Raw genomic sequence first — 12,393 nt, 5'->3', positions numbered from 1 at the left:
GGCGTGGCCATCCTTTCCATGCACTCCGCGCGCGAACTGTGCGGCGCCCCCGCGCCCCTTACGGGGCGCACGCCCCCTCAGCTGAACACGATCATCGACCCCTGACCCAGGCTCCTCGTCGCCGCCGCGTGCAGGCCCAGCCATACGTGGCGTTCCCTCGCGAACGGGCTGTCGTCCTCCGGGGAGGGAGCCACGCGTTCGTCCAGGCGGGTGGGGCGGCCGGGGGACGCCGGTGCGGGCGGGGGGTTGTCGGGGTCGATGCCCAGCGCCGGTGCCACCGTGCGGAGTTCGCGCAGCAGGCCGTGGCTGGAGCCCAGCGGGCCGCCGCCTTCGAGGAGTTCGTCGGTGGACAACGGGTGCGCGAAGTCCACGGGGACGTACGCCCCCGCGTGGTCGTAGTGCCAGACCAGGTGCGACTGCTGGGCCGTGGCCTCGAAGATCTCCAGCAACTGCTCGTAGTCCCCGCCCAGTTCATCCACCGGAGTGACCTCCAGGCCGCACAGGTTGAGCAGATGCGCGCGCCGCAGGAAGTGCAGGGCGTCGTAGTCGAAGCCCGCGACCGGTGCCACGTCGCCCGACAGGCCCGGCATGTAGCCGAAGACCGGGACGGGCGGCAGGCCCGCCTCGCCCAGGGCCTTGTCGTACGCGGCGATCTCCTCCGCGAAGGGATTGTCGGGGCTGTGGCAGAGCACGTCGACGAGGGGCACTAGCCAGAGGTCACAGGCCATGCGAGCTCGCTCTCGTAGGTGGGCGTCGAGCCAGAGTAGTGCCGCTCAGCCGGTTGTCATACCGCGCCGGGGGTCATCCTCGGCCAACGCGTGGACGTCCCACACCCACGTGTCACCCGTCCACTGCGGTTGCCGTCCCGTCAGCCGGGTGACCGTCTCGCGCAACGGCAGTTCGTGGTCCTGCGGCGCGAGGACGAAGGCGTCCGCGCGCCAGAAGGCGAGGTCCTTGCGGAAGGCGCTGCGCTCCTGGTCGCCGATGGCCGGCGCCTTGCCCGACTCCTTCGTCCTGCGCAGCAGTTCGGCGGTGGGGCGCTGCTCGGGCCCGTAGATGCCGATGCGGTCCGGGCCCCACGGGCCGTTGAAGTAGCCGCCGGGGAAGGAGAATCCGAGGCCGGCCCGCACCTGCCAGCCCAGGGCGGTGGTGTCATCCGGGCTCGGCACGGGGACGGGCACCAGGGTGTGGCCGGGGCGGACGTACTGGCGCCAGGTGCCGTCCGCGACGAACGCGGGTGCCGGGGCGTGGCCCGTCGTCGGGTACGGGGTGGGGACGAGCGGGACGACGGCCGCGGCGAGGGCCGCCCAGCCGAGCAGCCGGTGCGAGGTCTCGCGCTCGCTGCGCAGGCGCTTGGTGGCGAGCCGGTCGCAGGCGAGGGCGAGCAGGATGCCGAGGGCGGGCACGCAGACCATGGCGACGCGGGACTCGATGACCGACTCGTAGAACGGCATCTCCGCCAGCAGCCGCCAGGGGCCCGGCAGCGTCTTGTCGGTGCCCAGCAGCGGGATGTTCTGGCCGAGCGAGAGCACGGCGGCGGCGAGGGCGGTGAAGCCGAGGGCGCGGACGCGCGGCTGGTCGCGCAGGCGGACGACGACGGCGACGGCCACGACGACCAGCGGCCAGCCGAAGAAGGCGTTCTCCTCGGTCCGGTTGAGCGACAGGGAGGCGGCGACCTTCGGGTCGCCGGCCAGCGAGCGGGTGGCGAACTCCAGCAGGGCCATGGGGTTGTTGCCCACCTGCCCGTGCAGCACGCTGCGGTAGCTCTGCGCGCCGTGGAACTGCCAGAGCAGCGGGTAGGCCACGAGGGGCACGCAGACGAGGGCGGCGACGCCGAGCCCGCGCAGCAGCGGCCTGGCCACGGCCCGGGCGACGTCGGGCGAGGCCACGGCGTAGCCGAGGGCGAAGAGGCCGCAGCCGGTCATGGCCAGCAGCAGGGCCTCCTCGCCGAGGAAGATCTGGTAGGCGAGGAAGAGGCCGAGGACGGCGCCGTCCCGTCCGGTGCGGCGGCCCTCGCAAAGCCGCAGCATCCGGTCGACGATGAGCGGCATCATGAACAGCACCGCGAAGTTGGGGTGCGCGGTGCCGTGGGAGACCATCGGCGGGGCGAAGGCGCAGAAGGCACCGCCCAGGGCGGCCGCCCAGCGGGAGCGGACGAACCGCCTGGCCAGCAGCCAGTACCAGGACAGCGCGGTGGCAGCCACGCCGCCGGTGAGCACGACCGCCCAGGTGACCTGCGGCCCGAAGGCGAGCGTGACCGGGGTGAGGGGCACGGAGAGGCCCAGCATGGCGGTGTTCGCCATGAGGTTCACGCCGAGCGGGAAGTTCTGCAGGTCGGTGAAGAGCGGGTCGCGGAGGTGGGCGATGTTGTCGGCCGTGACCGCGAAGAACCACTCCCACTGCCGCTGGTCGGAGCCCGAGTCGGTGAGGTAGCCGCCACCGTCGGCGTTCCCCCACAGGCCGCCGTAGAGGACGAACGCGAAGCCGAGGTAGAGGAGTCCGACGAGCAGGGTGGACGGGCGGACGGAGCGGGCCCGCAGGCGCAGGACGTCGGCGAGGACGGCGGGGTAGGCCAGCGGCCGGACCTTGGAGCCGGGTTGGTGGGCCCAGCGCACGGGCACTTCGGCGACCTCCCAGTCCTGCTGGTGGAAGTGGCGCAGTATCTCCACGTCGTAACTCCAGCCGTCCAGGCGGGAGTCGGCGAAGGCGGCGCGCACCTTGTCGCCGTCGAACAGCTTGAACCCGCACTGGGTGTCCCGTATGCCGGGCACGGCCGCCGCACGTATCAGCCCGGAGCCGAGCCGGCCGAGGGCGACGCGCAGCGGGTTCTGGCGTACGGAGATCCGGGAGCCGGGCAGGGCGCGGGAGCCCACGGCGGCCGCGGCGCCCGCGTCGAGGCGGCGCTGCAGCAGGGCCAGTTCCTCGATGGGCGTGGCCAGATCGGCGTCGGTGACCAGGACCCGGCGGCCGCGCGAGGCGAGCACTCCGGTGCGCACGGCGTGGCCCTTGCCACGGTTGGCGGGCGTGCGCAGCAGCCGGATGCGGGGCTCCTCGGCGGCGGCGGCCTCGATGACGGCCGCGGTGCCGTCGGCCGAGCCGTCGTCGACGACGATCAGTTCCCAGCCGTCCGCGTCAGGGGAATCGCCGAGGGAGTCGAAGTGGGCGTCGAGGTGGGCGCGGATGGCATCGAGACTGGGTGCGAGCCGCTGCTCCTCGTTGTAGGCGGGGACGACCACCGTCAGGCCGACGGCCGTTCCTCCGGGCGTCATGGCCGCCGACGTCGCGGGCGTCATGGGCACTGTCACTCGGCATCACATTCGGCATCTCGACGACCATGGATGCATTCGACCCTATTCGATCGGAGATCGGCCAAAGCTCGTCGCGAGCGATCTGATCAAGTCGAGTGAGTGGTCGTTGTACGCGGCGACGAGCTGCTGCGCCCGCTGCCCGTCCCGGCAGGCCACCGCCTCCACCAGTTCGGCGTGGCCGTGCCACAGGCGCCCGCGCAGGTCGTCGAGGCGGCGCAGCAGGGGAACGGTGAAGGCCCAGCTCTGGATGCGCACACGGTCGAGGAAGTCGGATATGTACGGATTGCCCACCAGGCCGGCCAACTCCCGCCAGAAGCGCAGGTCGTAGCCGATCAGGATGTCCAGGTCCCCCGCGACCGCCGCGCGCCCGGCCTCCTCGGCCCGCCGCCGCACCGAGGCCAGCGCCTCCGGGGTGGCCGCCTGCAGGGCCCGCTCCGCGGACCGGCGGAAGACGCCCTCGACGATCAGCGTGCGGGCCTCGATCATGTCGAGGAAGTCGGCGTACGAGAACTCCCGTACCCGGTAGCCCTTGTGCAGTTCCACGTCGAGCAGCCCCTGCGCGCACAGGTCGAGCAGCGCCTCGCGGACCGGGGTCGCCGAGACGCCGTAGCTCTCGGCGATCTCCTTGACGGTGAACTGCCGCCCCGCCGGGAGCCGCCCCGCGACGACCTCGTCGCGCAGGGCGTCGGCGATCTGCGAGCGCAGCGTCGTGCGCTTCACAGCGTCGCTGCCTGGCATGGTCGTGCGTCTCCCCTTCCGTGGCCGCGCGCTGGCATCGCGCGGCGGGAAGCGACGCTACACGCCGGGGGGCCGGCAGCGGCAGTCCGGGGTCAGACCGTGTGCGCGTCCGCCACGGTCAGCGCCTCGTCCAGGGCGGCCAGGCCCTCCTTCGCCTCGGCCTCGGTGACGGTGCACGGCGGGACCACGTGGGTGCGGTTCATGTTGACGAACGGCCACAGCCCGGCCTTCCTGCAGGCGGCGGCGAAGGCGGCCATCGGGGCGTTGGCCTCGCCCGCCGCGTTGTACGGCACCAGCGGCTCGCGGGTGGTGCGGTCGCGGACGAGCTCGACGGCCCAGAACACGCCGAGCCCGCGGACCTCGCCCACCGAGGGGTGCCGCTCCGCGAGCTCACGCAGCCCGGGGCCGAGCACGTTCTCGCCGATGTGCGCGGCGTTCTCCACGATGCCCTCCTCGGCCATCGCGTTGATCGTCGCGACGGCGGAGGCGCAGGCCAGCGGGTGGCCGGAGTAGGTGAGCCCGCCGGGGTACGGGCGCTTGTCGAAGGTCGCGGCGATCTCCGCGGAGATGGCCACGCCGCCGAGCGGCACATAGCCGGAGTTGACGCCCTTGGCGAAGGTCAGCAGGTCGGGCGTGACACCGAAGCCGTCGGCGGCGAACCAGTGGCCGGTCCGGCCGAAGCCGGCCATGACCTCGTCCAGGACGAACACGATCCCGTACCGGTCGCACAGCTCCCGGACGCCCGCAAGATAGCCGGGCGGAGGGACCATGATCCCGGCGGTGCCGGGGACGGTCTCCAGGAGGATCGCGGCGATCGTCTGCGGCCCCTCGAAGGCGATCGTGTCGTGGAGGTGCTGCAGCGCGCGCTCGCACTCCTGCTGCTCGTTCTCCGCGTGGAAGGGCGAGCGGTAGAGGAAGGGCGCCCAGAAGTGCACCACTCCGGCGGCGCCGGAGTCGGACGGCCAACGGCGCGGATCCCCGGTCAGGTTGATCGCCACGGCGGTCGCGCCGTGGTACGAGCGGTAGGCGCTGAGCACCTTGGGACGGCCGGTGTGCAGCCGGGCCATGCGCACGGCGTTCTCCACCGCCTCCGCCCCGCCGTTGGTGAAGAAGATCTTGTCGAGGTCGCCGGGCGTCCGCTCGGCGATCAGCCGCGCCGCCTCGGACCGCACGTCCACGGCGAAGCCCGGCGCGATCGTGCACAGTCGGCCTGCCTGCTCCTGCACCGCGGCCACGACCTTGGGGTGCTGGTGGCCGATGTTGGTGTTGACGAGCTGGGAGGAGAAGTCGAGGTAGCGGTTGCCGTCGTAGTCCCAGAAGTACGAGCCCTGGGCCCCGGCGACGGCGAGCGGGTCGATGAGGCCCTGCGCGGACCAGGAGTGGAAGACGTGGGCGCGGTCCGCCGCCTTGACGGCTGCGCCGGCTTCGGGGCGGGCGGTGGGCTGCTGCGGGCTCATGGCGGGACCTCGGGGCTCGGCGGGCGGCTGTCCGTCCGAGCCTAGGGAGTACGGGCGGGGACGGGGCACCGGCACTGTGTACGGCCGTTGCGCCGGGGGCGGACACCCTGCCGGGTCCGGCGGGGCCAAGGACAGTGCCCCTCCCGAGAATCGCCGAACCGGAAATACCGATTCGCCACCCTTTTGCGTGCTACGGTCCCTCGCGGTTGCAGTAATTCGTACCCATTTGACGTGCGCGCCCGAGCACCGAGTCCCGGGCGCTCTTGTATTTCGCACCCTGGAATACGGAATTCCGTCTCGAAACCTCTCTCGAGGAGATCGCCTTGGCCACCGGCATCGTGAAGTGGTTCAACTCCGAAAAGGGCTTCGGCTTCATCCAGCAGGACGGCGGCGGCCCGGACGTCTTCGCCCACTACTCGAACATCTCCGCTCAGGGATACCGCGAACTCAGCGAGGGCCAGAAGGTGACCTTCGAGATCGCGCAGAGCCACAAGGGCCCCCAGGCGGAGAACATCGTCCCGGGCTGAGCGGCCCCGGGCGCCGGCCCGGCCGACCGGCCGACCGGCAGCAAAGGGCCGGGACCCCGCACTTTCACCGTGCGGGGTCCCGGCCCTTTGCCGTGCCGCTATTCTCCGCGACAGAACCAAGGGGGAACTTGGGGGGAAGGAGTACCCGGCATGGAAGCCCTGACGCCGGAGGACCCGCGCACGCTCGGCGCCTACCGTCTGCTCGCCCGGCTCGGCTCGGGCGGGATGGGCCGGGTCTATCTGGCCCGCTCGGACCGCGGCCGGACGGTCGCGGTCAAGCTGGTCCACCCGGAGCTGGCGACGCAGGAGGAGTTCCGCAGCCGCTTCCGGCAGGAGGTCCGGTCGGCCCTGCGGGTCGGCGGGGACTGGACCGCGCCCGTCCTCGACGCCGACACCGAGGCCGCCGTCCCCTGGGTTGCCACCGGCTACATCGCGGGCCCCTCGCTGCGCCAGGTGGTCGGCCAGGACTTCGGGCCGCTGCCCGAACGCTCCGTCCGCATCCTCGGCGCCGGCCTCGCCCGCGCCCTGCAGGCCGTGCACGCCGCGGGCATCGTCCACCGGGACCTCAAACCGTCCAACGTGCTGATCACCCTCGACGGTCCGCGCGTCATCGACTTCGGCATCGCCCGCGCCCTGGAGACCGTCACCGACGGCGGCCTCACCCGCACCGGGGCGGCCGTCGGCTCGCCCGGGTTCATGTCCCCCGAGCAGGTGCGCGGCGCCCAGGTGACGCCCGCCAGCGACGTCTTCTGCCTCGGCTCGGTGCTGGCCTACGCGGCCACCGGACGGATGCCCTTCGGCACCGCGGACAGCGGCGTCCACGCACTGATGTACCGCATCGCGGAGGAGGAGCCGGACCTCGCCGCGGTGCCGGAGGCCCTGCGCCCGCTGATCGCCGCGTTCCTCGTCAAGGACCCCGCCGCACGGCCCACGCCCGAGGAGGCCCTGGAGCGCACGGGCGCGGCCGGCCTGCTGACGGACCTGCGGTCGGGCGAACCCTGGCTGCCCGGCGGCCTGGTCGCCCAGCTCGGGCGGCACGCGGTGCAGCTGCTCGACGTGGAGGACCCCACGGCGACGGCCCCCGACCCGGGGGCGTCCATACCCGCGGAACCGCCCACCCAGGTGGTGCCCCCGGCGGACCCGCCGACCGTCACCGCCCCGCCCGCGCCCGGGTACGGATACGGGTATGGATACGGGTACCCGCCGCCGTCCCCTCCCCCGCCCCGCTCGAAGACGCCCTACCTGCTGGCCGCGATCGTGGTCGCCGGGCTGCTCGCGGGCGGCGGAACCGTCTATCTGCTCCGGCACCAGCAGAGCGGGAGCGGGAGCAGCACCGGCACGGCGGCGTCGTCCCCCGCTCCCCCGGTCACGACGCCGGCCACGACGCCCCCGGCCGCCCCGAGCACCGTCGGACCGTCGTCCCCTGCAGCGCCGCCCGCCACCGGCCCGGCGGCCACCGGCGGGGCGCAGGCGTACGCCGGGACCTGGCAGTCGGGCTTCGACTCCGGCGGCGGCCGCAACACCCGCGTCCTCACCGTCCGTCCGGGAGCCGGCGGCACCGGCACGGCCGAGATCCGGGGCGGCGGCTACCTCGACGACGGCACCGCCTACACCTGCACCTGGGACGCGTCCGTCTCCGGCGGCGGCGACGGCACCCCGCTGCACCTCGGCCCCTCCAGCGTCGTCCAGGCACAGCCGGCCTCGGCCTGCCAGCCGGGCTCGCCCTCCGACCTGGTCCTGCTCCCGGACGGCCGGATGCGCCGCGACTTCACGGACTCGGGCACCAAGGACGCGTCGCTGGTCTACAACAGGTGACACGACGCAGAAGCGCCCCGACCGCCGAGCGGTCGGGGCGCTTCCGTGCAACACGCCTTACGACAGGAAAGAGTTGATCTCGATCGTCTCGTCACGGCCCGGGCCGACGCCGATCGCGGAGATCGGGGCGCCCGACATCTCCTCCAGCGCCTTCACGTACGCCTGGGCGTTCTTCGGCAGCTCGGAGAACGTCTTGGCCTTGGAGATGTCCTCGGTCCAGCCCGGCAGCATCTCGTAGATCGGCTTCGCGTGGTGGAAGTCGGTCTGGCTGTAGGGCAGTTCCTCGACGCGCTTGCCGTCGATCTCGTACGCGACGCAGACCGGGATCTGCTCCCAGCCGGTGAGCACGTCGAGCTTGGTGAGGAAGAAGTCCGTCAGGCCGTTGACGCGGGTCGCGTAGCGGGCGATGACGGCGTCGAACCAGCCGCAGCGGCGGTCGCGGCCGGTGGTCACACCGCGCTCGCCGCCGATGGTGCGCAGCGCCTCGCCGTCCTTGTCGAACAGCTCGGTCGGGAACGGACCGGCGCCCACGCGGGTGGTGTACGCCTTCAGGATGCCGATGACCCGGTTGATCTTCGTGGGGCCGACGCCCGCACCCGTGCAGGCGCCGCCCGCGGTCGGGTTGGAGGAGGTCACGAAGGGGTACGTGCCGTGGTCGACGTCCAGCAGGGTGCCCTGGCCGCCCTCGAAGAGGACGACCTTGCCCTCGTCGATGGCGTTGTTCAGGATCAGCGTGGTGTCGGCCACGAAGGGCTTGATCTGGTCGGCGTAGGCCAGCATCTCGTCGACGATCTTCGCGGGGTCGATCGCGCGCCGGTTGTAGAGCTTCGCCAGGATCTGGTTCTTGAAGTCGAGGGCCGCCTCGACCTTCTGGGTCAGGATCGACTCGTCGTAGAGGTCCTGGACCCGGATGCCCACGCGGTTGATCTTGTCTGCATAGGTCGGGCCGATGCCGCGGCCGGTGGTGCCGATCTTCCGCTTGCCGAGGAAGCGTTCCGTCACCTTGTCGACCGTCGTGTGGTACGGCGTGATCAGGTGCGCGTTACCGCTGACCAGCAGCTTCGACGTGTCCACGCCGCGCTCGTTCAGCCCGCTCAGCTCGGAGAGCAGGACCGCCGGGTCGACGACGACACCGTTGCCGATGACCGGGGTGCACCCCGGCGAGAGGATCCCGGAAGGGAGGAGGTGGAGCGCATATTTCTGGTCACCGACGACGACCGTGTGGCCGGCGTTGTTGCCACCTTGGTAGCGCACCACGTAGTCCACGGAGCCACCGAGCAGATCGGTGGCCTTTCCCTTGCCCTCGTCACCCCACTGAGCACCGAGCAGCACAAGTGCGGGCACAGGCGTACACCCCTTCCGGGCGGGGCATGTCCAACGTGCGTGGGTGGCCTTACGCCCGCCTTGGTCAGGGCGTACGCCACCGCTAGAGCCGTCGAACCGGTGCCCCGGATAGACGAAGCCCCTGGCGCAACAGCGACAGGGGCTCTTGCACCGAGAGGTTACCTGAGGAAGGACGAACGTGTCGGCTGCAGACCCGACCGGACAGCGGCTGCTCGTCGTCGTCGACCCCGTCGCCCGCCGTGTGGACGGCGAGTCCGTGCGGATCGCGAGGGACGTGCTGTGTGCCGGATCGGTGGCGAAAATCTGTCTTCCGGAAGGCCCCGAGGAGGTGGCACGGGCCGTCGGGCGCCGGGGCCGCCGGCGGACGGTGGTGATCGGCGACGACCGCGCGCTGCTGCGGGTCGTCGCCCAGCTGCACCGCCAGCGGGAGCTGGCCGCGGCACCGCTGGCGTGGGTCCCCGTCGGCTCGCTGCCGTCCGTGTCGGTGGCGCGGGTCCTCGGCGTCCCGCTGGGGGCCGTGGCGGCCGCACGGGCCGTCCTGGACGGCGTGGAGCGGCGGCTCGGCCTGCTGGCCGACGACAGCGACGGCATCGTCCTGGGCGGCCTCTGGGTGCCCGCGGGCGACGCCGGGCGACGCTACGCGGCGGTACGGGGGGCGCCGGCCGTGTCGGCGCGCAGCGCCCTCGCCCTGCTGGCCCGCACCGGGCCCCGGCGGGGGCCGCGCCCCGGGACGCGGCTGCGGGTCGAGGCGGACGGGGTGCTGCTGGCCAACGTGGACCGGCCGGTGGGGCGCGTCGCCGTGTCCGCTCCCGCGGACGGGGGCTCCGCCCTGGCGGAGGTCGTGGTGCACGCGCGTGCGGGGCACCATCCGGTGCAGGCGCGGGCCCGCACGATCACGGTGTCCGGGCCGGACTTCCGCTACCGCGCCGACAACCGCATCCGGGGTCCGGTCCGGGTCCGGACGTGGACGGCGCTGGCGGAGGGGTGGCGATTGACGGTGCCGCGCTCGTGACCTGGGCGGCTGCGGGTCGTCTGTAGCTGGTCGCGCAGTTCCCCGCGCTCAACCCCCCGGCGTCACCAGCCCCGTCTCGTACGCAAAGACAGCCGCCTGCGTGCGGTCGCGCAACCCCAGCTTCACCAGGATCCGGCTCACGTGCGTCTTCACGGTCGACTCCGCCACGACCAGGTGTCCCGCGATCTCCGAGTTCGAGCGCCCCTGGGCGACCAGGACCAGGACCTCCGTCTCCCGTTCCGTGAGGTCCCCGATGCGCTCCTGCGTGGGCGCCGCCTTCGGTGCGCCCAGCCGGGAGAACTCCTGGATCAGCCGCTTCGTGACCGTCGGCGCGAGCAGCGCCTCGCCGTCGGCGACCACCCGCACGCCGTCCGCCAGCTGCCGCGCCGACGCGTCCTTGAGCAGGAAGCCGCTCGCCCCGGCGCGCAGCGCCTGGTAGACGTACTCGTCCAGGTCGAAGGTCGTCAGCACGAGCACCTTGGCGTCGCCGTCCGCCGCGACGATCTCGCGGGTGGCCTCCAGCCCGTTCATGCCGGGCATGCGGATGTCCATGAGCACGATGTCCGGCCGCAGCTCGGCCACCTTCTCGACCGCCTGCCGCCCGTCGACGGCCTCCCCGATCACCTCGATGTCGGGCTGCGCGTTCAGCAGCACGGAGAAGCCCTCGCGGACCATCATCTGGTCGTCCACGATCAGTACCCGGATGGTCATGCCGCGGCCTCCCCCGGCATCGCGACCGGGATGAAGGCGGCGACCTCGTAGCCGCCGTCCTCCGTCGCCTCCGCCGTCATCCCGCCGCCGAGCATGCCGACGCGCTCGCGCATGCCCAGCACCCCGTGCCCGGCGCCCGGCGAGGGCTTGGCCAGGCGGTCGGCCGGGCCGTTGACGATGCGCAGGCCGAGCCCGCCGAGGACGTAAGAGACCTCCACGCGCGCCGTGGCACCCGGCGCATGGCGCAGGACGTTGCTGAGCGCCTCCTGCACGATCCGGTACGCCGACAGCTCGACGCCCTGCGGCAGCGGCCGCACCGCGCCCGTGGTCACGTGCTCGACCTCCAGACCGGCGGAGCGCACGTTGCCCAGGAGCAGGCCGAGGTCGGCCAGCGTGGGCTGCGGCGCCTCCGGCGCGGCGTCCTCCTCGGACCGTACGACGCCGAGCACCCGGCGCAGTTCGGTGAGGGCCGCCACGGCGTTCTCCCGGATGGTCTGGAACGCGGCCGCCAGTTCGGGCGGGGTGTCCTGCACCCGGTACGGTGCGGCCTCGGCCTGGATGGCGACCACGGACATGTGGTGGGCCACCACGTCGTGCAGCTCCCGGGCGATGGTGGTGCGCTCCTCCAGCAGCGTCCGCCGCGACCGCTCGACCTGTGTGACGGCCGCCTGGGCCTCGACCTGCTGCTTGCCCTCGCGCAGGCCGCGCACGGCGACCACGGCGAAGAGCACGAAGCCGGTGAAGACCACCATCTGGAACAGCCCCCCGTCGAGGGCTCCCCCGTACGACCGGAACACCCCGAGGAACACTGCCAGCGCCCCGGTCAGCAGCCACATCCCGGCCGCGACGCGCGGCCGGGTGCGCAGCGCCACCAGGACCATCACGGCGACGTGCGGCAGGAAGCCGCCCGGCGACCACGGCGAGATGCTGTAGCCGAACGGCGACACCATGCCTGTGAGGAACATCACGCCGAACGACAGCCACCACGCGCCGACCGGCCGGACCAGGGTCGTCATGATCGGCACGCCGACGAACAGCGCCGGGAGGAAGCCCGCGTGTTCGACGGTGGCCAGCATGATCATGAGGGCGAAGCCCACGACGACGGTGTGCGGCAGCCACCGCGTGTACCGGGCGGCCCGGCGCGGCAGCGCCCGCACCAGCCGGTGGTCGGCGGCGAGCGGCGGCAGCGGCCGGAAGGCGAAGGCGTCGGTGACGAGGTCCTCCCGGAGGCGATGGAGGAAGGTCCTCGCCACGCGCAGCTCCTCGCTGTGAAGGCCGGTCTCGTATGTGTCGGTCACACGTTCCACGCTAAGCGGAGGGGCCTGCGGCCGGCGTCCGTACGAGTGGGGATTTCCGGGGGTCCGCCTCAAGTACTACGTGCCCCGTCGGGGCGCGGGGAACTCCCGGGGCTTCGCCCCGGACCCCTGGGGTGGTGCGTCGGCTGCAGGGCCGTCGTGGCTGGTCGCGCAGTTCCCCGCGCC

The 12,393-nt window shown here is 72.7% G+C and carries 10 protein-coding genes; 3 read left to right on the top strand and 7 right to left on the bottom strand.

The genetic code is table 11. The features are described 5' to 3' along the window. Window positions 1–77: 77 nt before the first annotated feature. The 4 genes from ACWD4B_RS33160 to ACWD4B_RS33145 all read right to left on the bottom strand — a co-directional run bounded on the left by ACWD4B_RS33160 (window position 78) and on the right by ACWD4B_RS33145 (window position 5,503). Entirely contained in the window at window positions 78–728 is a 651-nt protein-coding gene (locus tag ACWD4B_RS33160) for a hypothetical protein (protein ID WP_451424247.1), read from the bottom strand. Between the two features lie 45 nt (window positions 729–773). Further along, window positions 774–3,293 (bottom strand): glycosyltransferase, encoded by a 2,520-nt coding sequence (locus tag ACWD4B_RS33155; RefSeq protein ID WP_451424246.1) that lies wholly within the window; start codon window positions 3,291–3,293, stop codon window positions 774–776. Window positions 3,294–3,350: 57 nt separating this feature from the next. Next, the gene (locus ACWD4B_RS33150) at window positions 3,351–4,046 is read right to left on the bottom strand and encodes a GntR family transcriptional regulator (protein ID WP_451424245.1); all 696 of its coding nucleotides are present in this window, start codon (window positions 4,044–4,046) and stop codon (window positions 3,351–3,353) included. Between the two features lie 92 nt (window positions 4,047–4,138). Next, on the bottom strand, window positions 4,139–5,503 hold the full coding sequence (locus ACWD4B_RS33145; RefSeq protein WP_451424244.1) for an aminotransferase class III-fold pyridoxal phosphate-dependent enzyme: 1,365 nt from the start codon (window positions 5,501–5,503) through the stop codon (window positions 4,139–4,141). 323 nt (window positions 5,504–5,826) lie between these two features. On the opposite strand from ACWD4B_RS33145, the gene ACWD4B_RS33140 reads away from it, so the two are divergent. Next, window positions 5,827–6,030: a cold-shock protein gene (locus ACWD4B_RS33140; protein ID WP_336410156.1), complete on the top strand. Its 204-nt coding sequence runs from the start codon at window positions 5,827–5,829 to the stop codon at window positions 6,028–6,030. A gap of 150 nt (window positions 6,031–6,180) precedes the next feature. After that, window positions 6,181–7,845 carry a serine/threonine-protein kinase gene (locus ACWD4B_RS33135; protein ID WP_451424243.1) on the top strand — a complete coding sequence of 555 codons (1,665 nt, stop codon included), beginning with the start codon at window positions 6,181–6,183 and terminating at the stop codon, window positions 7,843–7,845. A gap of 57 nt (window positions 7,846–7,902) precedes the next feature. On the opposite strand, the gene ACWD4B_RS33130 is transcribed toward ACWD4B_RS33135, so the two are convergent. Then, window positions 7,903–9,189: an adenylosuccinate synthase gene (locus tag ACWD4B_RS33130; RefSeq protein WP_390781340.1), complete on the bottom strand. Its 1,287-nt coding sequence runs from the start codon at window positions 9,187–9,189 to the stop codon at window positions 7,903–7,905. Between the two features lie 178 nt (window positions 9,190–9,367). Between ACWD4B_RS33130 and ACWD4B_RS33125 the strand changes: the two genes are divergently transcribed. Beyond that, on the top strand, window positions 9,368–10,201 hold the full coding sequence (locus ACWD4B_RS33125) for a diacylglycerol kinase (protein WP_451424242.1): 834 nt from the start codon (window positions 9,368–9,370) through the stop codon (window positions 10,199–10,201). A gap of 48 nt (window positions 10,202–10,249) precedes the next feature. Here the strand turns inward: ACWD4B_RS33125 and ACWD4B_RS33120 are convergent, their stop codons facing one another. Together ACWD4B_RS33120 and ACWD4B_RS33115 are read right to left on the bottom strand one after the other, a co-directional pair. Beyond that, window positions 10,250–10,912 carry a response regulator gene (locus tag ACWD4B_RS33120; RefSeq protein ID WP_451424241.1) on the bottom strand — a complete coding sequence of 221 codons (663 nt, stop codon included), beginning with the start codon at window positions 10,910–10,912 and terminating at the stop codon, window positions 10,250–10,252. After that, entirely contained in the window at window positions 10,909–12,210 is a 1,302-nt protein-coding gene (locus ACWD4B_RS33115) for a sensor histidine kinase (RefSeq protein WP_451424240.1), read from the bottom strand. The genes ACWD4B_RS33120 and ACWD4B_RS33115 overlap by 4 nt, the downstream gene beginning before the upstream one ends. Between the last annotated feature and the right edge of the window lie 183 nt (window positions 12,211–12,393).

Source organism: Streptomyces sp. NPDC002536 (assembly GCF_053594995.1).
This window is presented reverse-complemented; position numbering and strand designations above follow the sequence as displayed.